The sequence below is a fragment of the Hydrogenophaga sp. UC242_53 genome, from assembly GCF_042696965.1.
In the GTDB taxonomy this organism is placed as follows: Bacteria; Pseudomonadota; Gammaproteobacteria; order Burkholderiales; family Burkholderiaceae_C; genus Hydrogenophaga.
Genome location: NZ_CP170552.1, coordinates 3,198,343 through 3,224,086, shown reverse-complemented (window position 1 = coordinate 3,224,086; position 25,744 = coordinate 3,198,343). Strand labels below are relative to the sequence as shown.

The following is a 25,744-nucleotide window of genomic DNA, read 5'->3' as shown; positions in this document are numbered from 1 at the left end:
GTTTGTCCAGCGCATCGAAGCACGACACGCAACGCTTGAAATGCCCCCTCCAGAGATGCCGCCGATCTGGCTTCGCCAGTCGGCAGGCATCGCCCCCGGGGGTGACGCCGAAGGCGGCGCGGGGGGTGGGCGTCAGCCCAGCCATCTCTTTCTCCGGCGGTAGTGTTTGACTTCGCGGTAATTGCGCCGCTCGCCGCTGGCCTGGTGGCCCAGGTAGAACTCCTGGATGTCCTCGTTGGCGCGCAGCTCGGCGGCCGTGCCTTCGAGCACCACGCGGCCGTTTTCCAGGATGTAGCCGTGGTCGGCCAGCTCCAGCGCGGCCTGGGCGTGCTGCTCCACGATCAGCAGCGACACGCCCTCGGCGCGCAGCTTGGCCAGCAGGCCGAAGATCTCGCTCACCATCATGGGCGCCAGGCCCAGCGAGGGCTCGTCGATCATCAGCAGCTTGGGTTGGGCCATCATGGCGCGGCCGATCAGCAGCAGCTGCTGTTCGCCGCCCGAGAGGTAACCGGCGGTGCGCGTGCGCAGCTCGGCCAGGCGCGGGATCAGGCCGTAGACCCGTTCCAGGCCGTCCTTCACATCGGCCATGCGCGTGAGCCGGTGCCCGCCCACCACCAGGTTCTGCTCGGCGGTCATGTGGCGCAGCACCTTGCGGCCTTCGACCACGTGCACCACGCCGTCGGCCACCATCCGCTCGGCGGACGCGCCGGTGATGTCCTGGCCCAGCATGCGCACGTTGCCCGAGGCGACGCGGCCTTCCTCCACGTCCAGCATGCCGGAGATGGTCTTGAGGGTGGTGCTCTTGCCGGCTCCGTTGGGGCCGAGCAGCACGGTGCAACCCCCCGAGGCCACGGCCAGCGTGATGCCTTTGAGCGAAAGGATCACGTCGGCGTAGAGCACCTCGACGTTGTTCAGGGCGATCAGCGGTTCCGACACGGCGCTGCTCTCGCTCACCACTTCGCCAGCTTGGGCACCGGCACGCCCCGGGCCACGGTGGTCAGCTTGCCGCCCACCACCTGGCCGATGTTGACGCGCGGGTCCTTGATGGGGAAGGGGGCTTCGACCGAGAAGTCGATGTCGCCACCGCCGGTGAAGCCGAAGAAGTCCTTGGCCGGGAAGTGGGTCTCGATCAGCGTGTTGTAGAGCATCTCGCCGGTGAGCTTGTCGCCGCCGTTCTTCTTCGCCGCCGCCTCCACCGCACGCACCAGCACCAGGGTCTGGTTGATGCCGATGGTGGTGATCGAGTGCCAGGGCGCCTTCACGCCGTACTTCGCCACCAGCATGTCGTAGAACTTCTTGGCCTCGGTGTCCTCGTCGGTGGCGATCACGCCGGCGTGCACCTCGTAGTCCCCGTCCATGGCCGACAGGCTTCCGAGCAGCTTCTGCAGCATGGCGGGCGAGTTCTGCAGGCTGTAGACGATGGGCACGTTCTTGCCCAGGGTCTGCATGGCGCGCTTCACCGCCACCGCCTGCTGGATGTTCGACGGCACCAGCACCACCTCGGCACCGGCGTTGAGCACGCGGCGCAGCTGCAGCGTCACGTCGGCCGGCTGGGGCTCCACGTACACCATCTCGACCAGGGTCACCACGTTGGGGTTGGCCTTGGCGTAGGCGATGATGCCCTTGCCCATGTCGGCGAAGGTGGGCGAGGCCTCGGTGGTGAACATCGCCACCTTGACCGGGCGGCCCGGGGTCTTGGTTTTCTGGAACCAGTCGATGAAGCCGGAGACTTCATGCACGAAGGTCGGCCGCGTCGCCAGCACCCACTGGTTGGGGCGCCAGCCGAAGCCGTTGGCCGCCGAGCCCAGGATCATGGGCACCTTGTCGGTGGGCAGGCGCTGCTGCAGGGCCGAGGTGTCGGGTCCGCCGAGCGACAGGCCGATCACCGGCTTGGTCGGCCAGCACGCCGGGCCACAGGCTGGCGGTCTGCGCGGTGTCGTAGCGCGTGTCGTAGGTCTTGAGCTCGAGCTTCACGCCCAGCTTGTTGCCCACCTCCGCGTTCCACCAGTTCACCACCCCTTCGCGGCCCGGGCCCACCATGGGCATGATGGCCGCGAACGGGCCCGAGTAGTCGGACAGCGCGGGGATCTGGTACACGGTCTGCGCGCTCGCGGGCGCGATGGCCGAGGCGGTGATGCCCGCCAGCAGGGCGGCTTGCGCGGCCCAGTGTTTCAGTGCTTTCATGACGTCTCCTGGTTGGAATGAAGGTTGGCGGAAAAGGGGCTCACCACTTGCCCAGCCTGGGCACGGGCACGCCCTTGGCGCACGGTGGTCAACTTGCCACCCACCACCTGGCCGATGTTGATGCGCGGGTCCTTGGTGGGGAAGGGCGCCTCCACCGAGAAGTCGAGGTCGCCGCCGGTGAGGCCGAAGAAGTCCTTCGCGGGGAAGGTGGTCTCGAGCAGCGTGGTGTAGATCAGTTCACCGCTGAGCTTGTCGGGGCCGTGCTTCTTCGCGGCCACCTCGATGGCGCGCACGGCCAGCAGCGTCTGCGTCATGCCGAGCGAGGTGATGGCGTGCCACGGCACCTTCATGCCGTGCCTGGCACCAGCAGGTCGTAGAAGCGCTTGGCTTCGGTGTCCTCCTCGCTGGTGATCACGCCGCCGTGCACCTCGTAGTCGCCTTCCATCGCGGCCATGCTGCCCACCAGCTTCTGCAGCATGCCGGGTGAGTTCTGCAGGCCGTGCACGATGGGCACGTTCTTGCCCAGGGCCTGCATGGCGCGCTTCACCGCCACCGCCTGCTGGATGTTGGTCGGCACCAGGATCACTTCGGCGCCGGCGTTGAGCACGCGGCGCAACTGCAGCGTCACGTCGGTGGGCTGCACGTCCACGAAGACCATCTCCACCAGGTTCACCAGGTTGGGGCTGGCCTTGGCGTAGGCCGACACGCCCTTGGCCATGTCGGCGAAGCTGGGCGAGGCCTCGGTGGTGAACATCGCCACCTTCACCGGGCGGCCCGGGGTCTTGGTCTTCTGGTACCACTCGATGAAGCCGGTGATCTCGTGCACGAAGGTGGGCCGGGGCGTGAGCACCCACTGGTTGGGGCGCCAGCCCGAGCCGTTGGCCGCCGAGCCCGAGATCATCACCACCTTGTCGGTGGGCAGGCGCTGCTGCAGCGCGGCGGTGTCGGGCCCGCCGGCCGAGAGGCCCACCAGCGGTTTGGTGGCCAGCACGCCGGGCCACAGGCTGGCGGTCTGCGCCGCGTCGTAGCGCGTGTCGTAGCTCTTCACCTCGATCTTCACGCCCATCTTCGCGCCCACCTCGGCGTTCCACCAGGTCGCCACCGCCTCGCGGCCGCCGGCCATCATCGGCATGATGGACGAGAACGGCCCGGAGAAATCGGACATCGCGGGCACCTGGTACACGGTCTGCGCCGTGGCCGGCAGGGCCGCCGACAGACACAGCCCGGCCACGGTGGCGGTGCGGGCCGCCCAGCTCTTGAGTGTTTGCATGTTGTCTCCTGTTGTCGTGATGGGTGCCGCCCCCTGGCGGTCAGTACGGGAACGGCCAGAGTCGGTACGCCTGCTTGGTGATCTGCACGCGGTGCATCACGCCCTTGGGCTCGAAGAGCAGGAACAGAATGATCACGGTGCCCAGCAGCACGTTCATGGCGGCGAAGACGAAGTCCTGCCCCACGGCGGGCACCCACTGGATGACGCTCGGGCCCAGGCTGGTCACGCCCTCGCGCGCCAGCTGGATCAGCACGGTGCCGATCAGCGCGCCGACGATGGAGCCCAGGCCGCCGACGATCATCATGGCGATCATCCAGATGGCGTTGAACAGCGTGAACTGCTCCACCGACACGTGGCGCAGCGCCACCACCCACAGGCCGCCGGCCACGCCGGCGTAGAAGGCGCTGACCAGGAAGGCGCGCGCCTTGGTGGCGGCCACGGGGATGCCCATCATGCCGGCGGCCACGTCGTCGTCGCGCACCGCCTCGAAGCTGCGGCCGTGGCGCGAGCGCACGATGCCGAAGGCCCCGATGGTCATGACCACCAGCACGATGAACGAGAAACCGTAGATCGCGCGGTCGTTGTTCAGCGAGATGCCCAGGGCGGTGGCCGACTCCACGTGCAGGCCGCCCGCGCCGCCCAGCCAGGCCTGCGGCAGGTTGAGCACCAGGAAGTGGAACAGCGCCTGCGCCGCGATGGTGGTGAGCGCGAGGTAGAAGCCCTTGATGCGCGCCGCCGTCAGGCCGAACATCACGCCGAAGAGGGCCGCGCCCGCGCCGCCGATGAGCAGCGCCGCGAGCGCGTCCCACCCGGCCGACATCGCCAGCGCCGCGCCGTAGGCGCCCACGCCCATGAAGGCCGACTGCCCCAGGTTGATCTGCCCCGCGTAGCCGGTGCAGATCTGCAGGCCGATCACGGCCACGGCGGTGATGAAGGTGGTGTAGCCGATGCTGACCCAGCGGTCCGAGGCCCACCAGGGCAGCGTGGCGCAGCACGAGCAGCAGGGCCAGCAGGCCCACCCACTGCGCGCGCGTGCGGATCAGGGAGCGGTCGCCCGCGTGGCTGGTAAAGAAAATGCCGGACGGGTCCATCACACACGCTCCACATGGCGCCAGCCGAACAGGCCGGTGGGGCGCACCAGCAGGATCAGCAGCATGAAAACAAAGGGCACGATGGACGAGGCCGAGCCGCCGATCGCAGGGTCCACATAGGCCGCCACCAGGGCCTGCACGATGCCGACGATGGCACCGGCCAGGATCAGCCCGCCGATGGATTCCAGGCCGGCGAGCAGCGCCACCGGCAGCGCGGCGAGCGCCACGTCGGCCGTGCCCACCGTGAGCGAGCGGCCGCTGAGCAGCACGATGGCGCCGGCCGTGGCGATCACCGAGCCCATCATCCAGGCCAGGGTGACGGCGCGCTTGACCGAGATGCCGAGCGAGATCGCCGTGGTCGGCTCTTCCGCCACGGCGGTCAGCGTGAGGCCGGCGCGGGTGCGGTTGAAGAACCACGACATGCCCACCGTGACCACCAGCGTGAGGATGGCGCCGATCACCAGCGACGAGGGGAAGATCATGTCGCCGACGATGAAGGGCGTGGGCGGCAGCAGCACCGGGAACTGGCGGTCCGCTGCGCCCCACACCACCAGCACGATGCCGCGGATCAGGATCACCAGGCCGATGGTCACCATCACCATGGAGAACACCGACTCGCCCACCAGCCGCTCGAAGAACAGCCGCTCGATCAGCCAGCCGTAGACCAGCGCGCAGACGAAGGCCAGCGGAATGGCCAGCCAGGGCGGGAGGTTGGCGCCCAGCGTGAGCGTCCACACCGCGTAGGCGCCGAGCATCATCAGCTCGCCCTGCGCGAAGTTGAACACCTTGCTGGCGCGGTAGATCACCATGAAGCCCAGCGCCAGCAGGGCGTAGATCTGGCCTTGCAGGAAGCCGTTGAAGAGGTAGTTGAAGAAGTCGATCATGGGGTCAGGTCTCCTGGGCGCGCGAGGCCGGCACATGGCCGGTGGTCACATCGGCGCGCAGCACGCCGGCGCGGCCGTCCTGGTAGCGCACGGGGATTTCGATGGTCGTGCCGGGCCGGTTGTCGTACATCGCGTCGATCAGCGCGCCGTAGCGCTGCTCGATGAAGTCGCGCTTGAGCTTGCGGGTGCGGGTGAGCTCGCCCTCGTCGGCGTCCAGCTCCTTGGGCAGGTTCACGAAGTGCTTCAGGCGTGCGGCCTCCGGCAGGGCCTGGTTCACGCCCGCGATCTCCTTCGCCACCTGCGCCAGCACCTCGGGGCGCTGCGACAGGTCGGTGAAGGTGGTGAACGACACGCCGTTGCGCTCGGCCCAGCGGCCGAACACGTCGCCGTCGATGTTCACCAGCGCCGTCACGTGCGAGCGCGTCGGGTCGCCCACCACCATCACCTCGCGGATGTAGGGTGAGAAGCGCAGCCGCACCTCGATGAACTGCTTGGAGAACAGGTGGCCGCCCTGCAGCCGGTTCATGTGCTCCACGCGGTCGTAGTAGATGAGTTCGTTGCCGCTGGGGCCCTGGCCCACCGCGTCGCCGGTCTGGAACCAGCCTTCGTTCATCTTCTCGGCGCTCTTCTCGGGCTTGCCCCAGTAGCCCGAGAAGCCCGCGCCGCCGCGCACTTCGAGCCCGCCGCCGTCGGTCACGCGCCACTCCATGGGCACGCCCCAGGGGCTGGCCATGGCCACGGTCTCGCCGATGGTCTCGGCGTTGACGCGCTCGCCCTGGTGCACCGTGATCAGGCCGAACTCGCTGCAGCCGTACACGTTGCGCAGCATCACGCCCATGGCCGCGAACAGGCGGAAGATGTCGGGCGCCACCGCCGCGCCGCCGGTGAAGGCGATGCGCGCGCGTTTCAGGCCCAGCTGCTCGCGCAGCGGGCGCAGCACCAGCGCGTCGGCCAGCGGCAGCTGGGCGCGCACCCACCACGAGCGCGCGCGGGTGTCCATCTGGTCCGCGCGCGCCAGCTTGCCGATGCGCAGGCCCCAGTCCACCACCTTCTGGCGCCAGGGCGCGGCGTCGAGCATGCGGGCGTGCACGCGCGCGGCCAGGCTTTCCCACTGGCGCGGGCCGAAGAACACCATCTCGCAGGCCAGCTCGCGGATCGCTTCCTGGATCTGGTCCGGCCGCTCGGCGAAGTTCACGCGCAGCGGGCGCATCAGGCCCATGGTCACGCCCACCCACTGCTCGGTGGCCCACGAGAGCGGGATGTACGACAGGTACTCGCCGCCTTCGGGCACCTGCATGGTCTGGCCGATCAGCTCGGCGTTGTGCATCAGCGAGGCGTGCGTGGTGATCACACCCTTGGGCGCGCCGGTGGTGCCCGAGGTGTAGGACAACACGGCGATGTCGCTGGCCTGGCCCTGCATCACCGACTGCTCGAACCAGGCCGCGTCCTCGGCCGGCGCGCGGAACGCGTCCCAGCCCAGCAGGCCTTCGTGCCGGTACGACCACAGGCCGCCCGACTCCCACCACACCACGGTGTGCAGGCCGCCGTGGCGCGCCATCACGGGCAGCACCTTGTCCACCTGCTCCTGGTCTTCGGCGAACACGCAGACCGCCTGCGCGTCGGCCACGATGTAGTCCACCTCGGCTTCCGCCGCGTCGGGGTACAGCGCCACCACCTTGGCGCCCACCGCCATCGCGGCCCACTCGGCCCAGTACAGCTCGGGCCGGTTCTCGCTCAGCAGCACCACGGTCTGGCCGCGCTGCACGCCGCGGGCGCGAAGGCCCAGGGCCAGGGCGCGCACTTCGTCGCGCACGTCGGCCCAGCTGAATTCGTGCCACACGCCGTCGCGCTTGTGGCGTTGAGCCACCTCGCTGCCGCGCGTGGCGGCGTTGTGCAGCAGCCATTGAGGCAGGGTCTGCGGGGTCTTGTTCAGGGTCGCGCTCATGCGTGGGCCCCCAGGTAGGCCGAGATCACGTTTTCGTCCTTTTGCACGACGGCGGGCGAGGCGTCGGCGATCTTGCGGCCGAAGTTCAGCACGATCACACGGTCGGCGATGTCCATCACCACACCCATGTCGTGCTCCACCAGCACCACCGGGATCTGCCTCGATTCGCGGATGTCCAGGATGAAGCGCGCCAGGTCCTCCTTCTCTTCGCTGTTCATGCCGGCCATGGGCTCGTCCAGCAGCAGCATGCGCGGCTCCATGGCCAGCGCGCGGCCCAGGTCCACGCGCTTGCGCATGCCGTAGCCCAGCGTGCCCACGGTGTGGTGGCGCAGGTGCTCGAGTTCGAGAAAGCCCAGGATCTCCTCGGCCACGGCGCGGTGCGCCACCTCTTCGCGGTGCGCGAAGGGGTAGTAGAGGAAGGCCGTGGTCAGCGTGCTCTTCATGTGCATGTAGCGGCCGACCAGGATGTTGTCGAGCACGCTCATGTGCGGCAGCAGGTGCGTGCCCTGGAAGGTGCGCGCCAGGCCGGCCTGGGCCACGCGGTGCACCGGCCAGCGGCCGATGTCCTGGCCTTCGAACCGCACGGTGCCGGTGCTCGGGCGGTAGAAGCCCGAGAGCACGTTGAGCAGCGAGCTCTTGCCCGCGCCGTTGGGGCCGATGAGGGCCACCAGCTCCTGGTGGCCGATGTCCACCGAAATCTCGGACAGGGCAGTGACGCCGCCGAACTTCAGCGTGAGGTCGCGCGCCTCCAGCATGGCGGCGCCGTTGCGCCGGGCTTCAGTCATGGGTGTGGGCCTTTGGCAAGGGGGTGAAGCGGGGCGCGGCGCCGGTGCGGCGTTCGCCCGAAGGCGTCCGCGCGTACAGGCCGCGCACCACGTTGTGCGGGTGGCGGGCGGCCTCGTCCAGCGTGAGCACCGGGGCGAAGCAGGCGTCCGTGCCTTCGAGCAGATCGCACCAGTGCTGGCGCGGCTGCGTGAGGAAGAGGGCGCGCAGGCGCGCTTTCAGGGCCGGCCAGGCGGTGGTGTCGAACTGCGCGGCCGGGTCCACGTCGGTGAGGCCGAGCTTCTGCACCAGCAGCGCGTAGAACTGCGGCTCGATCGCGCCCAACGTGACGAAGCCGCCGTCCGCGCAGCGGTAGACGTCGTAGAACGGCGAGTCGTGGAACACGCTGGGCCGGTCGTTGCCTTGGCCGCCCAGGCCGCCGGTGCCGGCGATCCATTGCGCCAGGCCGCCCAGCATGGCGACCACGTCCACGATGGCGGCATCCACCACGCAGCCCTGGCCGCTCTGGCGCGCCTGCAGCACGCCGCTCACGATGCCCAGCGCCAGGCCGAGCGCGCCGCCGGCATCGCCCAGCACCGTGGGCGGCGAGACCGGCAGCTGGCCGTGCACCGCCGACAGCGAAAGCATGCCGCTGAGCGCCACGTAGTTGATGTCGTGCCCGGCCGCCTGCGCCAGCGGGCCTTGCTGGCCCCAGCCCGTCATGCGGCCGTAGACCAGCTTCGGGTTCACCGCCGCGCAGGCGGCAGGGCCCAGGCCCAGGCGCTCCATCACGCCCGGGCGGTTGCCTTCGATCAGCGCGTCCGCGCTGGCGCACCAGGCCCAGGGCCTGGGCCACGTCGTCGGGGTGCTTGAGGTTGAGTTCGACCACGGTCTTGCCTTCGCGCAGCGGCGCTTGCCCGCCGCCCGAGAGCTTGTCGACCACGGAGGAGGTGCCCGGCCGCGCGATCACGGTGACGCGCGCGCCCAGGTCCGCCAGCACCCGGCCGCACAGCGGGCCGGGGCCGATGCCCTCGAACTCGATCACATGGAGGTGGTTCAGCGGTTGCATCAGCCGAGCACCTTGCGCGCGATCAGGTCTTTCATGATCTCGTTGGCGCCGCCGTAGATGCGCTGCACGCGCGAGTCGGCGTAGAGCCGGGCGATCGGGTACTCGGCCATGTAGCCGTAGCCGCCGAAGAGCTGCAGGCATTCGTCCGTCACCTTGCCCTGCTGCTCCGAGCACCACCACTTGGCCATGTAGGCGGCCTCGTTGTCCAGCGTGCCGTCCAGCTGGCGCTGGATGCAGTCGTTCACGAAGGTGCGCACCACGTGCGCCATCGTGGCGCACTCGGCCAGCTTGAAGCGCGTGTTCTGGAAGTCGGCCAGCGCCTGGCCGAAGGCCTTGCGCTGCTTGGTGTAGTCCACCGTGAGCTCCACCGCGCGCTCGATCACCGCCGCCGCGTTCACCGCGAGCAGCAGGCGCTCGTAGGTGAGCTGGCTCATCAGCTGCTTGAAGCCTTCGCCTTCCTTGCCGCCGAGCAGTTGCGAAGCCGGCACGCGCACGCCGTCGAACGAGAGTTCGGCGGTGTCCGACGCGTGCTGGCCCAGCTTCTCCAGCCGCCGGCCCACGCTGAAGCCGGGCAGGTTCTCGGTTTCCATCACGATCAGGGACACACCCTTGGCACCGGCCTCACCCGTGCGCACCACCACCACCAGCAGGTTGGCGGTGAAGCCGTTGGTGATGAAGGTCTTGGCGCCGTCCACCACGTAGTGGTCGCCATCGAGCCGGGCCTTGGTGCGGATGGCCTTCAGGTCCGAGCCCGCGCCGGGTTCGGTCATGGCGATGCCGGCCAGCATCTCGCCGCTGACGAGCCTGGGCAGCCAGCGCTGCTTCTGTGCTTCGGTGCCGTAGTCCAGGATGTAGTGCGAGGCGATGGAGTGCACGCCGGTGTTGGCCGGGATCTCCTGCTTGGAGAGCTCGTCCTGCACCACCAGCTGGTAGGCGATGCTCGCGCCCGGGCCGCCATAGGCCTCGGGCATTTCGGGCAACAGGAAGCCCAGCTCGCCCAGGGCGCGCCAGGACTCGCGGGGAATGAAACCCTGGCGGCGCCAGGCATCGAGCTTGGGTGCGAGCTTGTCCGCCACGCAGCGGCGGACCTGCTCGCGAAAGGCCTCGATGTCGGCATCCATCCAGGGATGCTGGTGCAGGCGCGGCAGCATGCTCACATGCCCGTGAGGCCGCCGGAGCAGATCAGCGTCTGGCCGCTGACGTAGTCCGACTCGGGGATGCAGAACAGGTACACCGAGCCCGCGGCTTCTTCCGGTGTGCCGCCCCGGCCCAGGGGAATGGTCTGCTCCATCATCGACAGCAGGCCGGGGTTCACGCCCACCTTGATGTCGCGCCCGTCGATGTTCGTGGTGGCGCCGTCGGCGGTGCTGCCGGTCAGCCGCGTCTTGATGAGGCCGAAGGCCACGCAGTTCACCGTCACGTTCATGCGGCCCCATTCCTTGGCCAGCGCCTGCGTCAGGCCCATGATGCCGGCCTTGGCCGCCGAGTAGTTGGTCTGGCCCACGTTGCCGAACACACCGGCCATGGACGAGATGTTCACCACCTTGCGCACCTTGCGCACGCCGCTGTCCGTCTCGGCCTTGGAGAGGGCGCGGATCACCGGCTGCGCCGCGCGCAGGATGCGGAAGGGCGCGGTGAGGTGGCAGTCCATGATGGCGTACCACTGCTCGTCGGTCATCTTCTGGATCACGTTGTCCCAGGTGTAGCCGGCGTTGTTGACGATGATGTCCAGGCCCTTGAAGTTCTCCACGGCGGTGCCGATGAAGCGCTCCGAAAAATCGGGCGCGGTCACGCTGCCCACGCAGGCCACGGCCTCGCCGCCCAGGGCCTTGATGGCCTCCACGGTCTCCTGCGCCGGATCGGCGTCGAGGTCGTTGATCACCAGGCGCGCGCCGTCCTGGGCGAGCTTGAGGGCGATTTCACGGCCGATGCCGCGCCCCGAGCCCGTGATCAGGGCCACCTTGCCGTCGAGTTTCTTCGTCATTGCGTTGTTTCCTCTTGCTGTCTTGAATGCGTTGTTCAGGCGAGCGCGACGATGGCCTCGCCGACGATCTTGTTCTGGCCGTATTGGTTGGAAGAGCTCACGGCCACGCGCGCGCAGGCCTCGCCGTCGAGGTCCATCAGCTCCACCACCTCGCCGCTGCAGGTGATGGCGTTGCCCAGGTGGGTGATGCCGGCGAAGCGCGCGTCGTACCGGCGCAGGCGCGACTGCGGCGCCCATTGCGTGATGAGCCGGCCCACCCAGGCCATGCCCAACATGCCCTGCGCGAACACGTCGGGCATGCCCGAGCGGCGCGCGAAGTCCAGGTCGATGTGGATGGGGTTGTGGTCGCCCGAGGCGCCGCCGAAGAGCGCGAGCGTGGCGCGGTCCACCGGCGGGAGTTGCAGGGCGGGCAGGCGGTCGCCGACCTTGATCGATGCGGTCATGGTGTTCTCTTCCCTTTCAGTGGCGGACCACGAGCACGGTGCGCAGCTCGGCGACGAGTTCCTCGCGCTGGTTGGTCACCCTGGAGTCCTTGACGGCGAATTCCAGCTTGCCGCCCTTCTTGTCGTAGATGTCGGTGATGGTCGATTGCACGGTCACCGTGTCGCCCGCGCACACCGGCCGGAGGTAGCGGAACGACTGCTCGCCGTGCAGCAGCTTGGCCAGCGGAATGTCCAGGTCGGCCAGCAGCTGGTCGTTGGCCCCGCTGTCCAGCTCGGCCGCGAACAGGAAGGTGGGCGGTGCCGGCACGTCGGCGTAGCCGGCGGCCTTCGCGGCGGCCGGGTCCACGTAGACCGGGTTCTTCTCGCCAATCGCCTTGGCGAAGAACTGCAGGCGCGTGCGGTCCACCGTGAGCACCGAAGGCTTGAGCTGATAGCCGATGAATTTCTTGTCGATCATGCGGCCACCTTTTCGTACATCGTCACCACGCAGGCGCCACCCAGGCCCAGGTTGTGCTGCAGCGCGATGCGCGCGCCTTCCACCTGGCGCTTCTCGGCCTGGCCACGCAGTTGCTGCACGAGCTCGGTGCACTGCGCCAGACCGGTCGCACCCAGTGGATGGCCCTTGGAGAGCAGACCGCCCGAGGGGTTGGTGACCACCTGGCCGCCGTAGGTGTTGTCGCCGTCTTCCACGAACTTCTGCGCGCCGCCGCGTTCGCACAGGCCCAGGGCCTCGTAGCTCAGCAGCTCGTTGTGCGCGAAGCAGTCGTGCAGTTCCACCACCTGCACGTCGCGCGGGCCCAGGCCGGCTTCGGCGTACACCTGCTCGGCGCAGGCCTTGGCCATGCTGAAGCCCACCACTTCGCGCATGTCCTTCGCGCCGAAAGTGGCGGGGCCGTCCGTCGTCATGGCCTGAGCGCGGATGCGCACGGCCGTGTTCAGGCCATGCTTCTTTGCGAAGGCCTCCGAGCAGACGATGGCCGCCGCCGAACCGCAGGTGGGCGGGCAGGCCATCAGGCGCGTCATCACACCCGGCCACATCACCGGCGCGTTCATCACCTCTTCTTCCGTCACCACGGTGCGGAACAGCGCCAGCGGGTTGTTCGACGCGTGGCGGCTCGCCTTGGCGCGGATCTTGGCGAAGGTGTTCAGCGGCGTGCCGAACTCCTGCATGTGGGCCAGGCCCGCGCCGCCGAAGTAGCGCAGCGCCAGCGGAATCTCGCCATGGCCCACCAGTTCTTCCGTGGCGTCGTCGAAACGCTCGAAGGCGCTCGCGCGGTCCTTGAACACCGAGCCGAGGGCGCCCGGGTTCATCTGCTCGAAGCCCAGCGCCAGCACGCAGTCGGCCGCGCCGCTCATCACCGCCTGGCGCGCGAGAAAGAGCGCGGTGGAACCGGTGGAGCAGTTGTTGTTCACGTTCACGACGGGAATGCCCGTCATGCCCACCTCGTACAGCGCGCGCTGGCCGGCGGTGGAGTCGCCGTACACATAGCCCACATAGGCCTGCTGCACCTTGGCGTAGTCCAGGCCCGCGTCGCGCAGCGCGGCGTTCACCGCCTTGGCCGCCATCTGCGGATAGGGCTCGCTCGCCCCGGGTTTGGTGAACGGCACCATGCCGACCCCCACGACATACACGTCTTGCTTCATGAACGGTCCTTTGTGCGGCGGGGCGGCGGCCCCGAAAAATTGGTTGGAAGACGGGGCAGATGCTAGGCTTCGACCCATTTCCTAGCGATAGCCGAACACCCTGAAACCATGGCAAAAGACCTCAAACAGCGAAAACCTCGGGAAAACCCGGGGGCCTTCATTGCCCCTGTTTTCGTGTTCGGCATGCTCTCCGGGCCGGAAAGCCGGGGCATGAACATGGATGGCTATCTACGTCAAGTCGGGGTGGACCCGCATGCCCTGCGCCAACCCGGCCACCAGGGCGTCACGCCCATGCAGTACGTCGCGCTTTTTTATGCGCTGCTCAACGACATGAAGGACGAATGCATGGGCCTGTTCTCGCGCCCGTTCAAGCCCGGCAGCTTCGCGCTGACGGCGCGCGAAGGCCTGTCCGCGCACGACCTGCGGCGCGCGCTCAAGCGCATGAGCGCGGCGCTCAACCTGCTGCAGGACGACATCTTTTTCTCGCTGCAGGTCAACGGCGACGAAGCCGGCCTGCACATGCAGACCATCGCCCCCGACCACGCCACGCCCGTGTTCGCGCAGGAGACCATGGTGCGCGTGCTCTGGCGCCTGGCCGCCTGGCTGCTGAACGCGCCGCTGCCCATCACGCACTTCGACTTCAGCTACCCCGAGCCCGACGGCCAGGAGGGCTACAACCTCGTGTTCCCCGCGCCCCGGCGCTACGGGCAGGCGGCTTTCGGTTTCTGGTTCAAGGCCAAGGAACTGGACACCCCGGTGAGCCGCGACGAGCCGGCCCTGCGCGTGTTCCTCACCGACGCGTACACGCAGGTCATTTCGCCGCCGCGCGACTTCGGGGCCGTGGCGCAGCGGGTGCGCAACCACCTCATGCGCAGCTACCCGCAATGGCCCTCGCTGGAGGCCGTGGCCGAACACCTGCACACCTCACCATCGAGCCTGCAGCGGCACCTCTCGGCCGAACACACCTCGCTGCAATGGCTCAAGGACGACCTGCGGCGCGACCTCGCGATCTCGCGCCTGTCGTCATCGCGCGTGTCGCTGGTGCAGCTGGCGAGCGAGCTCGGCTTCAGCGACAGCCCGACCTTTCAGCGCGCGTTCAAGAAGTGGACGGGAAAACACTGCGGGGCGTATCGGCGGCGCTGAACGCCGAAGCTATACTTCTTTCGTCGTACAAAAGTGCGATCAGGATTGGCGTCCTGCTGACAGCTTGCGTTTTGAGATGGCTGCAATGTTTCGGCGTTGCGGCCATCATCTTCTTCGTCTGTGCTTTCCTGTTTATGGTGGCCCGGATGGGGAGACGCAAGTCTCGCCGATGGTGCAAGCTGTCTCGGTACGCCAACCTGTTCGGGCCACCGCCACCTCAAAAGGGTGGTGGTGGAACTCATCGCAACAGGAAGGCCCATGAAGCAAGCACCGTTCTTTTTCCCCCGACCGCTCCGACTCGCGTTGCTGATCGACGCCGAGAACATGAGCTGGACATGCTGCGAACCCGTGATGAAGCTGGCGGCCGAACGCGGCCACCTGCTCATCCGCCGCGCGTACGCCGACTGGACCAACCCGCACGTCGCTTCCTGGCGCAAGGTGCTGGAGGCCAACGTGATCCGGCCGGTGCAACAGTTCCACTACCGCCACGGCAAGAACGCCAGCGACTCCGCGTTGATCATGGACATGATGGAAATGCTGCTCGCCCCACAACGCAAGGTGGATGGTTTCTGCATCGTGTCATCGGACAGCGACTACACGGGCGTGGTCACCCGCGCCCGTGAAGCCGATGTGCCGGTCTATGGCTTTGGCCGGCAAGATGCCGCGAAGAGTTTTGTGGCGGCTTGCAATGGGTTTGCGTTTCTGGATCACGGGGCCGATGACAGACACGATGCCGCTCGCTCGCCCAGTGCGAGCTACAGCGACCCGCCCGCCCAGTTCTCCTGAAGAAATTCCAGCAGCGCCTTCACCCGCGCCGTGCCCATCTTGCGGCGCGGCACATAGGCCTTGAACCAGTTTTCCTGCGGCTCGTGTTTGGGCAACAAGGGCACCAGCGTGCCTTTGGCCAGCTCGGCCCCCGCGATGTAGCGCGGCAGCAGCGCCACGCCCAGGCCTTGCAGCGTGGCGCGCAGCACGGTGCGGTTGTCGTCGGCGAGCAGGCGCGGGTGCACGTCGACCGTCACCACGCCGCGCGCGCTCTGAAAGGCCCAGCTGGTGCCGGTAGGCGCGAAGGCGATGCAGGCATGGTCTGCGAGGTCGCGCGGGTGCGTGGGGGTGCCGCGTTCTTTCAGGTACGCCGGCGCCGCGCACAGCACTGGTTGCACGGGGCACAGCGGCACGTCCACCACGCCTTCGTAGCTGGCGGCGCGCCCGCTGATGGCGAGGTCGAAGCCGGCTTCGGCCGGGTTGGTGGAGCGGTCGACCAGCGACAGCTCCAGCGTGATGCGCGGGTGCGTGGCGAGGAAGGCGCAGAACACGTCGCCGAGCTGCTCCATGGTGAGTGTGGTGGGGGCCATCACGCGCAGGTGGCCTTCGGGTTTGCCTTCGTCGCGCCGCACGGCGTGCAGCAGGTCCTCGAACTCGGCCACCACGCCGGCCGCGCGCAGGTGCAGCCTTTCGCCGGCTTCGGTCAGCGTCACCTTGCGCGTGGTGCGCTCGAACAGCCGGGCCTGCAGTTCGGCCTCCAGCTGGGCGATGCGTTGCGCGACCACCGAGGGCACCACACCGAGCTGCCGCGCGGCTTCGGAGAAGCCGCCGCAGCGCACGACCTCGACGAAGGTGCGGATGTGGGTGGTGGTGTCCATTTGTTCTTTAAAGAGTCAAGTGATAACCAAAATTGAGTTCAATTATCTTTGATTCAGATCAATAAAATTCGCCTGCCCCATTCGAATCCCAGGAGACAGACATGAAGAGACACCAGTTCCTCGGCGCGTTGCTGGCGGGCGCCGCCGTCCACCTGCTGCCCGGTGCCGCGCTGGCGCAGAGCGGCTACCCGGCCCGGCCGATCCGGATCGTCACGCCGTTCCCGGCGGGCCAGGGGCCGGACGTGCTCTTGCGCAACCTGGCCGAGAAATTGGGGCCGGTGCTGGGGCAGCCGGTGCTGATCGAGAACAAGCCGGGCGCGAGCGGTTTCGTGGCCTTCCAGGCAGCGCGCCTGGCGCCGGCGGACGGCTACACGCTGGTGCACATGGACAGCTTTCACATCGGCACGCAGCCGCACCTGTTCAACAAGCTGCCCTACAGCGCCACGCAAGACTTCGAGCCCGTCACGCCGCTGGTGCGCAACTACTTTTTCGTCGTGGTGCCCACGGCCTCCAAGTGGCAGAGCATGGGCGACCTGATCGCCAGCGCCAAGGCCAAGCCCGATGGCGTGACGTATGGCTCCTGGGGCGTGCGCCAGCCCGGCGCACCTGGGCGGCCTGATGCTGGAGTCGGCCACGGGCACGCGCATGACGCACGTGCCGTACAAGGAGTCTTCGCAGCTCTACACCGGCGTCGCGCAATGGCGAGCTGGACTGGGCGATCGGCTCGGCAGCCTCGGCCGGCGCGATGCTGCAGGCGGGCAAGGTGCGTTTCCTGGCCGCCGCCGCGCCCACGCGCATCGCGGGTTACGACAAGGTGCCGACCGCCGCCGAAACCGGCGCGCCCGCGCCGTGGGCGGTGGGCGGGTGGAACGGCCTGCTCGCGCCCAAGGGCACACCCAGGGACATCGTTGGCCAAGCTCAACGAGGCCATCGCCAAGGTGATGCAGACGCCGGACATGCGCAGCAAGCTGACGCTGTTCACCTACGAGCCTTACACCATGTCGCCCGCCGAGATGGGCAAGCTGATGGAGCAGGAGGTGGCGGCCTGGGGCCCGTTGATCCAGAAGTCCGGCATCAAGCTCGACTGAGGCTTGGACCATGGCACGGCCCAACTTCGACGTGCAGGTCAGCGCCGTGCGGCAGCTGACCGACCGGGTGCGCGAGTTCCAGTTGACCCGGGTGGACGGCAGCCCGCTGCCGTCGTATGCCGCCGGGTCGCACATCGCGCTGCACACGGTCTCGCCCGAGCGCGGGCTGATCGTGCGCCACTACTCGCTGGTGGGCGGCGCGACGCTGGACGACGATGCGCGCCACACCTACCGCATCGCGGTGCAGCGCGAGGACCATGCCCGGGGCTCGGCGCACATCCATGCCACGTTCGAGGTGGGCACGCGCCTGCGGGTCGGGCCGCCGGTGAACAACTTCCCGCTCGACCGGCGCGACCAGAACGTGTTGCTGATCGCGGGCGGCATCGGCATCACGCCCATCTTCTCGATGGTGCGCAGCCTGGCCCGCCGCCGCTGCGACTACCGCGTGTTCTACGCCGGCCGCGAGGCCGCCGGCATGGCCTACCGCGGCGAACTGGCGCAACTCGCGGGCGAGCGCGTGCGCTTCCACCACAGCGACGCGCAGGGCACGCCAGACCTGCAGGCGCTGCTGCGGGCCCAGCCGGCGGGCACCGCCGTGTACGTGTGCGGCCCCAAGCCGATGATCGATGCCACACATGAAGCGGCTGCCGCGCTCGGCTGGGCACCGGAGCGGGTGCGCAGCGAGCGCTTCACCGCCGCGATCTCGGGCGACGCCCGGCCCTTCAGCGTGCACCTGCAGCGCACGGGCAAGACCGTGCAGGTGGGCAGCGACGTGAGCATCCTCGATGCCCTGCTGGCCGAGGGCGTGCCCGTGTTGTGGGACTGCCGGCGCGGCGAATGTGGCCTGTGCCCCTTGCCGGTGGTGAAAGCCGAGGGCGGCATCGAACACCACGACCACTACCTCACCCCCGAAGAGAAGGCCGCCGACGAATCGCTGTGCATCTGCGTGTCGCGCGCGCGCGGCCCGTCGCTCGTGCTGGACGCCTGAACGCTGGAAAGACATCCCATGGACATGATCGTTGAACGCCCCGCCGAGTTCGAAGTGGAACCCTCGCGCGAGTTCGTGCCGGGCGGCTTCGCCGACCACACCACGCCGCTGGTGCGCAACTGCTGGTACGTGGCCGCGCTGGCCAGCGAGGTGACGCGCGAGATCATCAGCCGCCGCCTGCTGGGGGTGGACGTGGCGCTGTACCGCACGCTGGCCGGTGAGCCGGTGGCGGTGCGCAACCGCTGCCCGCACCGCTCGTTTCCGCTGGCCAAGGGCCAGCTGGTGGGCGACGTGCTCATGTGCGGCTACCACGGCATGCGGTTCGACCCCTCGGGCCGCTGCGTGCACATGCCGGCCATGCCCATCGTGCCGACGAACGCCAACGTGCGCAGTTTTCCCACGGTGGAGCGCGGCACGCTGATCTGGATCTGGATGGGCGACGCCGACCACGCGGACGAGTCCCTGGTGCCCGACACCGGCTGGCTGGGCAGTCCCGAGTGGAAGACGGTCAGCGGCGGCTTCCACCTGAAATCCGACTACGTGGCGATGCACGAGAACCTGCTGGACCAGACGCATTTCCCGTTCCTGCACCCGGGCGCCATCGGCACGCCGGAGTACGCGCGCTCGCGGCTGAAGGTGCGCGAGGAGGGCGGCATGGTGATCATCGACCGCGAGCTGCGCGACTCACCGCCGCCCGGCGTGTACGCGATGCCCACGGGCCTGACGGGCCAGCCGGTGGACCGGTTCTCGGACGCGCGCTTCGTCTCGCCCGCGCTGCACACGGCGTACGCGCGCATCGTGGACAACCGCGACCCGAGCGGGCAGCCGCGCACCTACCGCTTCAACATCAGCCACATCTTCACGCCCGAGACGAACCACTCGATCCACTACTGGTGGTTCTGCAGCCGCAACTTCCAGCTGGACGACACCGCCATCGACGAACACCTGCACAGCGCGTCGACCAAGGCCTACCAGGAAGACGTGGACGCGCTGGAGTGGATCATGGATGTGGTGCGCAACGACAGCGAGCCGCAGTTCGACCTGAACTTCGCGCCGGACAAACCGGGGCTGATGATGCGGCAGATCCTGTACCGCCTGGCCGCGGCCGAAGCGGGCGCGAAGGCGTGAGGGACGCGTTTCAGAGGTCGGTGCGCAAACGCCAGATCTCTGGGAACAGCACCACGTCCAGCATCTTGCGCAGGTAGCTCACGCCGCCGGTGCCACCGGTGCCGCGCTTGAAACCGATCACGCGTTCCACCGTGGTCACGTGCCGGAAGCGCCAGAGGCGGAAGGCGTCTTCCAGGTCGGTGAGTTTTTCGCCGAGCTGGTACAGGTCCCAATGGTCCTTGGGGTTGCGGTACACCTGCAACCAGGCCTGCTCGACGGCGTCGCTGGCTTCGTAGGGCTGGGTCCAGTCGCGCTGCGTGTGGCTGGCGGGCACGGCCAGGCCGCGCCGCGCGAGCAGGCGCAGGGCTTCGTCGTAGAGCGATGGCGCTTCGTAGGCGGCCTGCACGACGGCCATGCGCTCGGGGCTGTGGGCGTGCGGCTTGAGCATGGCCGCGTTCTTGTTGCCCATGGCGAATTCGATGCAGCGGTACTGGTGGCTCTGGAAGCCGCTGGACTGCGCGAGGTAGGGCCGCAGCGCGCTGTATTCGGGCGGGGTCATGGTGGCGAGCACGTCCCAGGCGTGCACCAGCTGTTCCATGATCTTCGAGGTGCGCGCGAGCATCTTGAAAGCAGGTTGCAGCTCGTCTTTCGCGATGCTGTGAATGGCGGCGCGCAGCTCGTGCAGCATGAGCTTCATCCAGAGTTCGCTGGTCTGGTGCTGCACGATGAAGAGCATTTCGTCGTGCGCGGGCGAGAGCGGTTTCTGCGCGTTGAGGATGGCGTCGAGCTGCAGGTAGTCGCCGTAGCTCATGTCGCGGCTGAAGTCGAGTTGCGCGCCTTCCTCGTGCACGATGTCTTCGGGCTTCGAGGCCGGATCGGTGTGGTGCGGGCACATGCTCAGGTCACCGCGTGTTTGGTGTTGAATTCGGCGCGCCGCCACTCGCCGGTCTCCAGCACCTGGCGCAGCTCGTCGGCGGCGTTCCACACGTCTTCGAAGCCGATGTAGAGGGGCGTGAAGCCGAAGCGCAGGATGTCTTTGTGGCGCTGGCGATCGCCCGCGCGGAAGTCGCCCACCACGCCGCGCGCGATGAGGGCCTGCACGATGGCGTAGGCGCCTTCGTCCTTCGTGAGGCAGACCTGCGAGCCGCGCTCGGCCGGGTCGAGCGGCGCTGGCCAGGCCGATGCCGTGGCCCTGGCAGCGTTCGTCCACGAGTTCGATGAAGAGGTCGGTGAGCGCGAGCGACTTGGTGCGCAGCGCGGCCATGCCGCCATGGGCTTCGGCGGCGAGCAGGGTGTCCACGCCGCATTCGAGCGCGGCCAGGCTGATCATGGGCTGGGTGCCGCACTGGTAGCGCGTGATGCCGGGCGCGGGCCGGTAGTCGGGCGTGAACTCGAAGGGCGTGGCGTGGCCCCACCAGCCGGCCAGGGGCTGCCAGAAGCGGTCGGCGTGGCGCGGGTTGACCCACACGAAGGCCGGCGCGCCCGGGCCGCCGTTGAGGTACTTGTAGCCGCAACCCACGGCGTAGTCGGCGCCCGCGCCGGTCAGGTCCACTGGCACGGCGCCCGCGCTGTGCGCGAGGTCCCACAGCATGAGCGCGCCGGTGGCGTGCGCGGCGGCGGTGATGGCGGGCATGTCGTGCATGGCGCCGGTGCGGTAGTTCACGTGGGTGAGCATGAGCACGGCCACCTCGGGCGTGAGGGCGGCGGGGATTTCTTCGGGCTCCACCAGCATCAGCTCGAAACCGTGCTGCTGGCACAGGGCTTCGGCGATGTAGAGGTCGGTGGGGAAGTTGCTGCGCTCGCTCACGATGCGCCGGCGCTTGGGGTGGTCGACGCTGGCGAGGTCCATCGCGGCCGAGAGCACCTTGAAGAGGTTGACCGAGGTGCTGTCGGTGGCGACCACGGTGCCGGGCTCGGCGCCGATGAGGCGCGCGATCTTGTCGCCCACCTTCTTCGGCTGGGCGAACCAGCCGTGCTTGTTCCAGCTCTGGATGAGGTCGGTGCCCCATTCCTGCGTCACCACCTCGGCCACGCGCGCGGGGGCGCTGCGCGGCATCACGCCGAGCGAGTTGCCGTCGAGGTAGATGGTGCCCTCGGGAATGAAGAAGAGGTCGCGCAGGGCGCGCAGCGGGTCTTGCGCGTCGAGCGCGCGGCAGTCGGCGAGGGTGGGGGCGTTGTTCATGGCAGTTGGCGCAGCACGGCGCGCACGGGGCTGGCGTCGGCGGTGGTGAGTTTGAGGGGCAGGGCGATGAGTTCGTAGTCGCCTTCGGGCACGCCGTCGAGCAGCAGGTTTTCCAGCACGCGCAGGCCGCGCCGGCGGATGGTCTGGTGGCTGTCGAGCGTCTTGCTGCTGGCGGGGTCGATGCTGGCGCTGTCGATGCCGATGAGCAGCACGCCGAGGTCGGCGAGTTGTTCCACGGTGTCGGGCGCGAAGGCGGGCAGGGCGTCGTCGAAGCGGTCCTGCGGCTGGTGTTCGTACACGCGCACGAGCACGCGCTGGGGAAGGTCGGTGAGCGCGTGCGCGATGTGTTCGGGCCTGACCAGCGGGCCGCAGCCGATGGCATGGATCACGCGGCAAGGGCCGAGGAAGGCGTCGAGCGGCACATGGCCGATGGCGGCGCCGTCGGCGTCGTAGTGCAGCGGCGCGTCGGCGTGCGCGCCCACGTGGGGCGAGAGCGTGATGGCGCTGACGTTGACCGGGCAGCCCGGGCCGATGGTGGCGGCCCACTCCTGGGTGTAGGCGGTGTCACCCGGAAAAACCGGGGCGCCGGCGTGCACCGGCGGAGAGATGTCCCAGAGCTGTTTCATGGTGCATGGAAGGTAGCACCCTGAAAAATTCCGTGGTGTCGGTTATTGCCAACAGACCCGGAAAATAGTTGAGGCTTGAATCAAATAAGCGCCGGCAGGCCGTGGCGCTGGCGGGCGCGCGCGCAGGCGTCGCTGCCTTCCTCGAACTCGCGGCAAGGCGAAGGCCGCCATTCGTAGATGCCGCAGACCGCCTTCTGGCCCACCTTGCCGGTGAGGGCGGCGCAGCGGGGCGGCGAATGGTCGGTGCCGCGCAGGCGGGCGGTGTGCTCGGTGACCTCGACCGCCAGCCCGCCAGGCACGCAGCCGCCCATCTCGTCCAGCTCGTGAACGGAGAAATCGACCCGGAAACAGGCGCAGCAGGCGCCGCAACTGGTGCAGGCGCTCATGGAACCCGAGGCGCGAGCGCCGGCGCGCGGTAGACCAGCACCTTGAGCGCGCGCTCGGGCGAGGCGTCGGCAAAGGCCTCGGGGTTGGGCAGGCGCTGTTCGAACACCAGCTCGGGCGCGGCTTCCTGCATCTGCTGCCGCAGGAAGGCGGTGTCGAGCTCGGGCGCGTTGAGGCAGAGCAGCACCCGGCCGCCGGGCAGCAGCAGGTCGGGCAGGCGGCGCATCAGGCGCTGGTAGTCCTTGGTGGCGACGAAGCTGCCCTTCTGGAAGCTCGGCGGGTCGACGATGACCAGGCCGTAGGGGCCGCCGCGGGTGATCTTGCCCCAGGTCTTGAAGATGTCGTGCGCGAGGAAGCTGGCGCCGCCCGCGAGGCCGTTGAGCGGGTGGTTCTGCTGGCCGATGGCCATGGCGCCGCCGCTCATGTCCACGTTGACCACCTGTTTCGCGCCGCCCTGCAGCGCCACCACCGAGAAGGCGCAGGTGTAGGCGAACAGGTTCAGCACCTTTTGTTTGTCGGCATGCTCGCGCACCCATTGGCGGCCTTCGGCCATGTCCAGGAACAGGCCGTGGTTCTGGCCCTTGAGCACGTGCACCAGGAAGCGCGCGCCGCGCTCGCTCACCACGTGGGGTTCGGGCACGGCGCCGGCCATCAGGCGGGTTTCGGTCTGGCTGTCGTGCCGGCACTGGAAGACCCAGTTCAGCGGTTCGCCGGGCGCCACCTGGGTCCAACGTTCGGTCAGCGCGGTGTGCAACACGGCCAGCGTGGCCTCGTTCACGGGTTGGAAGCTGGTCAGCACCCAGACCGGGGGAAAGGCGTCCAGCGCCCACTGCTCGCAGCCCGGGTGCAGGCCGCCCCGGCCGTGGAAGACCCGCCGCGCCTCGGCGGCGGGTTCGAGGCGCGCGATGGCGTCGAGCAGGGCTTGCATCAGGCCAGGCGGCCGAGCAGCAGGTACTCCATCAGGGCCTTCTGGACGTGCATGCGGTTCTCGGCCTCGTCCCAGACGACGGACTGCGGGCCGTCGATCACCTCGGCGCTGACCTCTTCGCCCCGGTGCGCGGGCAGGCAGTGCATGAAGAGGGCGTCGGGCTGGGCGGTGCGCATCATGGCTTCGTCCACGCACCAGCGCTTGAAGGCGGCGCGCCGCACCTCGTTTTCGGCCTCGAAGCCCATGCTGGTCCACACGTCGGTGGTGACGAGGTGGGCGCCCGCGCAGGCTTCGAGCGGGTCCTTGAAAACCTTGTAGCAGTCCGGGTTGCGGATGCCGGCGAGCACCGGGTCCACCTCGTAGCCGCTGGGGGTGCTCACGTGCACCGTGAAGCCCAGCAATTCGGCGGCCTGCAGCCAGGTGTTGGCCATGTTGTTGCCGTCACCGACCCAGGCCACGACCTTGCCCTGGATGGAGCCGCGCCGCTCGATGAACGTGAAGATGTCGGCCAGGATCTGGCAGGGGTGGAACTCGTTGGTCAGGCCGTTGATGACCGGCACGCGCGAGTGCGCCGCGAAGGCTTCGATCTTGCTCTGCTCGAAGGTGCGGATCATCACGATGTCGACCATGCGGCTGATCACGCGCGCGCTGTCCTCGATGGGCTCGGCGCGGCCGAGCTGGCTGTCGCCGGTGGTCAGGTGCACCACCGAGCCGCCCATCTGGTACATGCCGGCCTCGAAGCTCACGCGGGTGCGCGTGCTGGCCTTCTCGAAGATCATGGCCAGGGTGCGGTCGGGGTCGGCGAAGGGCTGGTACTTCTCGACCGCCTTGAACTTGCGCTTGATGAAGGCCGCGCGCTCGAACAGGTAGGCGTAGGTGGCGGCGTCGAGGTCCTTGAACTGCAGGTAGTGCGGGATCGTCATGGCGGGGGCGGCGCTCATTCGGCCAGGAAGGCGTGGATCAGCGGCAGCAGGATGGCGGCCACCTCGTCGGCCTCGGCCGTGGTCATGATCAGCGGGGGCACCATGCGGATCACGCTGTCGGCCGTGACCGAGAGCAGCAGGCCGGCGTCGGCGGCGCGCTGGGTGATCACGCCGCAGGGCTTGGTGAGCTCGATGCCGATCATCAGGCCCTGGCCGCGGATCTCCTTCACGCCGGCCTTGCCGATCAGGTCCTTTTCCAGCACGGTGCGCAGGTGCTGGCCCACGCGGGCGGCGTTCTCCAGCAGGCCTTCCTCTTCCATGATGCGGATGGTCTCGACCCCGGCGCGCATGGCCAGCGGGTTGCCACCGAAGGTGGTGCCGTGGTTGCCGGGCTGGAAGATGTTGGCGGCCTTGGGGCCGGCCACGACCGCGCCGATCGGCACGCCCGAGCCCAGGCCCTTGGCCAGCGGCATCACGTCGGGCACGATGCCGGCCCACTGGTGGGCGAACCACTTGCCGGTGCGGCCCATGCCGCACTGCACTTCGTCGATCATCAGCAGCCAGTCGTTGGCGTCGCACAGGGCGCGCACGTCCTTCAGGTACTGCGAGCGCATCGGGTTCACGCCGCCTTCGCCCTGGATGGTCTCGAAGAACACGGCGACCACGTTGGGGTTGCCGGCGGTGGCCTTCTTCAGCGACTCGATGTCGTTGAGCGGCACGCGGATGAAGCCTTCGACCAGCGGGCCGAAGCCGGCCTGCACCTTGGGGTTGCCGGTGGCCGAGAGGGTGGCGATGGAACGGCCGTGGAAGGCTTTCTCGTAGACCACGATCTCGGGGCGCTCGATGCCCTTGTCGTGGCCGTACTTGCGCGCCAGCTTGAGCGCGGCCTCGTTGGCTTCCAGGCCGGTGCTGCAGAAGAACACGTTGGTCATGCCCGAGCGCTCCACCAGCATCTGCGCGAGGTGTTCCTGGTCAGGCACGTGGTAGTAGTTGCTGGAGTGGATCAGCTTGGCGATCTGGTCCTGCAGAGCGGGCACCAGTTTGGGGTGGCCGTGGCCCAGGGTGTTGACGGCGATGCCGCCCAGCGCGTCCAGGTACTCCTTGCCGTTGGTGTCCCACAGGCGCACGCCTCGGCCGTGTGACATCGCGATCGGCAGGCGGCCGTAGGTGTTCATCACGTGGGGCGAGGCGACGGGCTTGAGGGCGGCGTTCATGCAGGGACTCCGGTGGGAAGGGCCAAAAAGAAAGCGGCTCAACGAAGGTTGAGCCGTTGAAGCGCGATTTTAGGGGCAGCGGGCGGGCATCATCATTGCTTGTTGGGCATCGCTGAAATGCGCCCGGTGTACGCTAGCGGGTCCGGGTTATCCCTCGTTCCAAGTCTTATATAAGATAGAATACCTGCCTCCTGCCCCGGCGAGCGATCCTCGGTCCGGCGGCGGCATTCTTCCAGTCGAGC

At 68.5% G+C, this 25,744-nt stretch carries 26 protein-coding genes and 4 pseudogenes; 7 read left to right on the top strand and 23 right to left on the bottom strand.

Features of this window, described 5'->3' with window-relative positions; translation table 11 throughout:
- Nucleotides 1-132 precede the first annotated feature (132 nt).
- The 15 genes and pseudogenes from ACFJI0_RS16240 to ACFJI0_RS16170 form a co-directional block, all read right to left on the bottom strand.
- A complete protein-coding gene (locus ACFJI0_RS16240) occupies nucleotides 133-954 on the bottom strand; it encodes an ABC transporter ATP-binding protein (RefSeq protein WP_382321127.1) in 822 nt (273 codons plus the stop codon).
- Nucleotides 951-1,814, bottom strand: a complete 864-nt coding sequence (locus ACFJI0_RS16235) for an ABC transporter substrate-binding protein (RefSeq protein WP_382325689.1) — start codon at nucleotides 1,812-1,814, stop codon at nucleotides 951-953. The genes ACFJI0_RS16240 and ACFJI0_RS16235 overlap by 4 nt, the downstream gene beginning before the upstream one ends.
- The gene (locus ACFJI0_RS16230) at nucleotides 1,732-2,184 is read right to left on the bottom strand and encodes a hypothetical protein (RefSeq protein ID WP_382321126.1); all 453 of its coding nucleotides are present in this window, start codon (nucleotides 2,182-2,184) and stop codon (nucleotides 1,732-1,734) included. Before ACFJI0_RS16230 ends, ACFJI0_RS16235 begins: the two co-directional genes overlap by 83 nt.
- Complete coding sequence (locus ACFJI0_RS16225) at nucleotides 2,181-2,534, bottom strand: hypothetical protein (RefSeq protein WP_382321124.1); 354 nt, start codon at nucleotides 2,532-2,534, stop codon at nucleotides 2,181-2,183. Before ACFJI0_RS16225 ends, ACFJI0_RS16230 begins: the two co-directional genes overlap by 4 nt.
- Nucleotides 2,531-3,454 carry an ABC transporter substrate-binding protein gene (locus tag ACFJI0_RS16220; protein ID WP_382321122.1) on the bottom strand — a complete coding sequence of 308 codons (924 nt, stop codon included), beginning with the start codon at nucleotides 3,452-3,454 and terminating at the stop codon, nucleotides 2,531-2,533. Before ACFJI0_RS16220 ends, ACFJI0_RS16225 begins: the two co-directional genes overlap by 4 nt.
- A 40-nt stretch (nucleotides 3,455-3,494) precedes the next feature.
- Entirely contained in the window at nucleotides 3,495-4,376 is an 882-nt protein-coding gene (locus ACFJI0_RS16215) for a branched-chain amino acid ABC transporter permease (protein WP_382321120.1), read from the bottom strand.
- A gap of 168 nt (nucleotides 4,377-4,544) precedes the next feature.
- Nucleotides 4,545-5,429, bottom strand: coding sequence for a branched-chain amino acid ABC transporter permease (locus tag ACFJI0_RS16210; protein ID WP_382321118.1), 885 nt, complete (start codon nucleotides 5,427-5,429; stop codon nucleotides 4,545-4,547).
- A 4-nt stretch (nucleotides 5,430-5,433) separates the two neighbouring features.
- A complete protein-coding gene (locus ACFJI0_RS16205; RefSeq protein WP_382321115.1) occupies nucleotides 5,434-7,374 on the bottom strand; it encodes an AMP-dependent synthetase/ligase in 1,941 nt (646 codons plus the stop codon).
- On the bottom strand, nucleotides 7,371-8,159 hold the full coding sequence (locus ACFJI0_RS16200) for an ABC transporter ATP-binding protein (protein ID WP_382321113.1): 789 nt from the start codon (nucleotides 8,157-8,159) through the stop codon (nucleotides 7,371-7,373). Before ACFJI0_RS16200 ends, ACFJI0_RS16205 begins: the two co-directional genes overlap by 4 nt.
- A pseudogene (locus tag ACFJI0_RS16195) lies at nucleotides 8,152-9,205 on the bottom strand (CaiB/BaiF CoA transferase family protein). The gene ACFJI0_RS16200 and the pseudogene ACFJI0_RS16195 overlap by 8 nt, the downstream one beginning before the upstream one ends.
- On the bottom strand, nucleotides 9,205-10,356 hold the full coding sequence (locus ACFJI0_RS16190) for an acyl-CoA dehydrogenase family protein (RefSeq protein ID WP_382321111.1): 1,152 nt from the start codon (nucleotides 10,354-10,356) through the stop codon (nucleotides 9,205-9,207). Before ACFJI0_RS16190 ends, ACFJI0_RS16195 begins: the two are co-directional and overlap by 1 nt.
- A 2-nt stretch (nucleotides 10,357-10,358) precedes the next feature.
- A complete protein-coding gene (locus tag ACFJI0_RS16185; RefSeq protein ID WP_382321109.1) occupies nucleotides 10,359-11,189 on the bottom strand; it encodes an SDR family NAD(P)-dependent oxidoreductase in 831 nt (276 codons plus the stop codon).
- Between the two features lie 35 nt (nucleotides 11,190-11,224).
- The gene (locus ACFJI0_RS16180; RefSeq protein ID WP_297397169.1) at nucleotides 11,225-11,632 is read right to left on the bottom strand and encodes a MaoC family dehydratase; all 408 of its coding nucleotides are present in this window, start codon (nucleotides 11,630-11,632) and stop codon (nucleotides 11,225-11,227) included.
- Nucleotides 11,633-11,648: 16 nt separating this feature from the next.
- Entirely contained in the window at nucleotides 11,649-12,089 is a 441-nt protein-coding gene (locus ACFJI0_RS16175; protein ID WP_382321106.1) for a MaoC family dehydratase N-terminal domain-containing protein, read from the bottom strand.
- On the bottom strand, nucleotides 12,086-13,276 hold the full coding sequence (locus ACFJI0_RS16170; RefSeq protein WP_382321104.1) for a lipid-transfer protein: 1,191 nt from the start codon (nucleotides 13,274-13,276) through the stop codon (nucleotides 12,086-12,088). Before ACFJI0_RS16170 ends, ACFJI0_RS16175 begins: the two co-directional genes overlap by 4 nt.
- A gap of 210 nt (nucleotides 13,277-13,486) precedes the next feature.
- On the opposite strand from ACFJI0_RS16170, the gene ACFJI0_RS16165 reads away from it, so the two are divergent.
- Both ACFJI0_RS16165 and ACFJI0_RS16160 read left to right on the top strand, forming a co-directional pair.
- Nucleotides 13,487-14,419 (top strand): AraC family transcriptional regulator ligand-binding domain-containing protein, encoded by a 933-nt coding sequence (locus ACFJI0_RS16165; RefSeq protein WP_382321102.1) that lies wholly within the window; start codon nucleotides 13,487-13,489, stop codon nucleotides 14,417-14,419.
- Between the two features lie 228 nt (nucleotides 14,420-14,647).
- Nucleotides 14,648-15,205, top strand: a complete 558-nt coding sequence (locus tag ACFJI0_RS16160) for an NYN domain-containing protein (protein WP_382321100.1) — start codon at nucleotides 14,648-14,650, stop codon at nucleotides 15,203-15,205.
- Here ACFJI0_RS16160 and ACFJI0_RS16155 read toward each other — a convergent pair.
- Nucleotides 15,175-16,062, bottom strand: a complete 888-nt coding sequence (locus tag ACFJI0_RS16155) for a LysR family transcriptional regulator (protein WP_382321098.1) — start codon at nucleotides 16,060-16,062, stop codon at nucleotides 15,175-15,177. The two genes, ACFJI0_RS16160 and ACFJI0_RS16155, sit on opposite strands and share 31 nt — an antisense overlap.
- 101 nt (nucleotides 16,063-16,163) lie before the next feature.
- Between ACFJI0_RS16155 and ACFJI0_RS16150 the strand changes: the two are divergent.
- The 5 genes and pseudogenes from ACFJI0_RS16150 to ACFJI0_RS16130 all read left to right on the top strand — a co-directional run.
- Nucleotides 16,164-16,640 (top strand): annotated as a pseudogene (locus tag ACFJI0_RS16150) (Bug family tripartite tricarboxylate transporter substrate binding protein); the annotation flags it as partial.
- Between the two features lie 167 nt (nucleotides 16,641-16,807).
- A pseudogene (locus ACFJI0_RS16145) lies at nucleotides 16,808-16,927 on the top strand (tripartite tricarboxylate transporter substrate binding protein); the annotation flags it as partial.
- A gap of 73 nt (nucleotides 16,928-17,000) precedes the next feature.
- Nucleotides 17,001-17,150, top strand: a complete 150-nt coding sequence (locus ACFJI0_RS16140) for a hypothetical protein (RefSeq protein WP_382325687.1) — start codon at nucleotides 17,001-17,003, stop codon at nucleotides 17,148-17,150.
- A 10-nt stretch (nucleotides 17,151-17,160) separates the two neighbouring features.
- On the top strand, nucleotides 17,161-18,138 hold the full coding sequence (locus tag ACFJI0_RS16135) for a PDR/VanB family oxidoreductase (RefSeq protein ID WP_382321096.1): 978 nt from the start codon (nucleotides 17,161-17,163) through the stop codon (nucleotides 18,136-18,138).
- Between the two features lie 18 nt (nucleotides 18,139-18,156).
- Nucleotides 18,157-19,266 carry a Rieske 2Fe-2S domain-containing protein gene (locus tag ACFJI0_RS16130; RefSeq protein ID WP_382321095.1) on the top strand — a complete coding sequence of 370 codons (1,110 nt, stop codon included), beginning with the start codon at nucleotides 18,157-18,159 and terminating at the stop codon, nucleotides 19,264-19,266.
- A 10-nt stretch (nucleotides 19,267-19,276) separates the two neighbouring features.
- Here the strand turns inward: ACFJI0_RS16130 and kynA are convergent, their stop codons facing one another.
- The 7 genes and pseudogenes from kynA to ACFJI0_RS16095 form a co-directional block, all read right to left on the bottom strand.
- Nucleotides 19,277-20,140: a tryptophan 2,3-dioxygenase gene (gene kynA, locus ACFJI0_RS16125; RefSeq protein ID WP_382321093.1), complete on the bottom strand. Its 864-nt coding sequence runs from the start codon at nucleotides 20,138-20,140 to the stop codon at nucleotides 19,277-19,279.
- Between the two features lie 2 nt (nucleotides 20,141-20,142).
- Nucleotides 20,143-21,427 (bottom strand): annotated as a pseudogene (gene kynU, locus ACFJI0_RS16120) (kynureninase).
- Nucleotides 21,424-22,053: an arylformamidase gene (gene kynB / locus ACFJI0_RS16115; RefSeq protein ID WP_382321091.1), complete on the bottom strand. Its 630-nt coding sequence runs from the start codon at nucleotides 22,051-22,053 to the stop codon at nucleotides 21,424-21,426. Before kynB ends, kynU begins: the two are co-directional and overlap by 4 nt.
- Before the next feature lie 80 nt (nucleotides 22,054-22,133).
- Nucleotides 22,134-22,439 carry a YkgJ family cysteine cluster protein gene (locus tag ACFJI0_RS16110; RefSeq protein ID WP_382321089.1) on the bottom strand — a complete coding sequence of 102 codons (306 nt, stop codon included), beginning with the start codon at nucleotides 22,437-22,439 and terminating at the stop codon, nucleotides 22,134-22,136.
- The gene (locus ACFJI0_RS16105) at nucleotides 22,436-23,365 is read right to left on the bottom strand and encodes a class I SAM-dependent methyltransferase (RefSeq protein ID WP_382321087.1); all 930 of its coding nucleotides are present in this window, start codon (nucleotides 23,363-23,365) and stop codon (nucleotides 22,436-22,438) included. Before ACFJI0_RS16105 ends, ACFJI0_RS16110 begins: the two co-directional genes overlap by 4 nt.
- On the bottom strand, nucleotides 23,365-24,306 hold the full coding sequence (gene argF / locus ACFJI0_RS16100) for an ornithine carbamoyltransferase (protein ID WP_382321085.1): 942 nt from the start codon (nucleotides 24,304-24,306) through the stop codon (nucleotides 23,365-23,367). Before argF ends, ACFJI0_RS16105 begins: the two co-directional genes overlap by 1 nt.
- Nucleotides 24,303-25,502, bottom strand: coding sequence for an aspartate aminotransferase family protein (locus tag ACFJI0_RS16095; RefSeq protein ID WP_382321083.1), 1,200 nt, complete (start codon nucleotides 25,500-25,502; stop codon nucleotides 24,303-24,305). The genes argF and ACFJI0_RS16095 overlap by 4 nt, the downstream gene beginning before the upstream one ends.
- Nucleotides 25,503-25,744: the final 242 nt, after the last annotated feature.

Bases quoted from the DNA above. Each gene is read 5' to 3' on its own strand.
- ACFJI0_RS16205 (WP_382321115.1), bottom strand. From the start codon at position 7,374: ATGAGCGCGACCCTGAACAAGACCCCGCAGACCCTGCCTCAATGGCTG.
- ACFJI0_RS16165 (WP_382321102.1), top strand. From the start codon at position 13,487: ATGAACATGGATGGCTATCTACGTCAAGTCGGGGTGGACCCGCATGCC.
- ACFJI0_RS16200 (WP_382321113.1), bottom strand. From the start codon at position 8,159: ATGACTGAAGCCCGGCGCAACGGCGCCGCCATGCTGGAGGCGCGCGAC.
- ACFJI0_RS16105 (WP_382321087.1), bottom strand. From the start codon at position 23,365: ATGCAAGCCCTGCTCGACGCCATCGCGCGCCTCGAACCCGCCGCCGAG.
- ACFJI0_RS16175 (WP_382321106.1), bottom strand. From the start codon at position 12,089: ATGATCGACAAGAAATTCATCGGCTATCAGCTCAAGCCTTCGGTGCTC.
- ACFJI0_RS16220 (WP_382321122.1), bottom strand. From the start codon at position 3,454: ATGCAAACACTCAAGAGCTGGGCGGCCCGCACCGCCACCGTGGCCGGG.
- ACFJI0_RS16230 (WP_382321126.1), bottom strand. From the start codon at position 2,184: ATGAAAGCACTGAAACACTGGGCCGCGCAAGCCGCCCTGCTGGCGGGC.
- ACFJI0_RS16170 (WP_382321104.1), bottom strand. From the start codon at position 13,276: ATGAAGCAAGACGTGTATGTCGTGGGGGTCGGCATGGTGCCGTTCACC.
- ACFJI0_RS16180 (WP_297397169.1), bottom strand. From the start codon at position 11,632: ATGACCGCATCGATCAAGGTCGGCGACCGCCTGCCCGCCCTGCAACTC.
- kynA (WP_382321093.1), bottom strand. From the start codon at position 20,140: ATGTGCCCGCACCACACCGATCCGGCCTCGAAGCCCGAAGACATCGTG.
- ACFJI0_RS16110 (WP_382321089.1), bottom strand. From the start codon at position 22,439: ATGAGCGCCTGCACCAGTTGCGGCGCCTGCTGCGCCTGTTTCCGGGTC.
- ACFJI0_RS16185 (WP_382321109.1), bottom strand. From the start codon at position 11,189: ATGACGAAGAAACTCGACGGCAAGGTGGCCCTGATCACGGGCTCGGGG.
- ACFJI0_RS16135 (WP_382321096.1), top strand. From the start codon at position 17,161: ATGGCACGGCCCAACTTCGACGTGCAGGTCAGCGCCGTGCGGCAGCTG.
- ACFJI0_RS16155 (WP_382321098.1), bottom strand. From the start codon at position 16,062: ATGGACACCACCACCCACATCCGCACCTTCGTCGAGGTCGTGCGCTGC.
- ACFJI0_RS16190 (WP_382321111.1), bottom strand. From the start codon at position 10,356: ATGCTGCCGCGCCTGCACCAGCATCCCTGGATGGATGCCGACATCGAG.
- kynB (WP_382321091.1), bottom strand. From the start codon at position 22,053: ATGAAACAGCTCTGGGACATCTCTCCGCCGGTGCACGCCGGCGCCCCG.
- ACFJI0_RS16130 (WP_382321095.1), top strand. From the start codon at position 18,157: ATGGACATGATCGTTGAACGCCCCGCCGAGTTCGAAGTGGAACCCTCG.
- argF (WP_382321085.1), bottom strand. From the start codon at position 24,306: ATGAGCGCCGCCCCCGCCATGACGATCCCGCACTACCTGCAGTTCAAG.
- ACFJI0_RS16210 (WP_382321118.1), bottom strand. From the start codon at position 5,429: ATGATCGACTTCTTCAACTACCTCTTCAACGGCTTCCTGCAAGGCCAG.
- ACFJI0_RS16235 (WP_382325689.1), bottom strand. From the start codon at position 1,814: ATGATCCTGGGCTCGGCGGCCAACGGCTTCGGCTGGCGCCCCAACCAG.
- ACFJI0_RS16225 (WP_382321124.1), bottom strand. From the start codon at position 2,534: ATGAAGGTGCCGTGGCACGCCATCACCTCGCTCGGCATGACGCAGACG.
- ACFJI0_RS16095 (WP_382321083.1), bottom strand. From the start codon at position 25,502: ATGAACGCCGCCCTCAAGCCCGTCGCCTCGCCCCACGTGATGAACACC.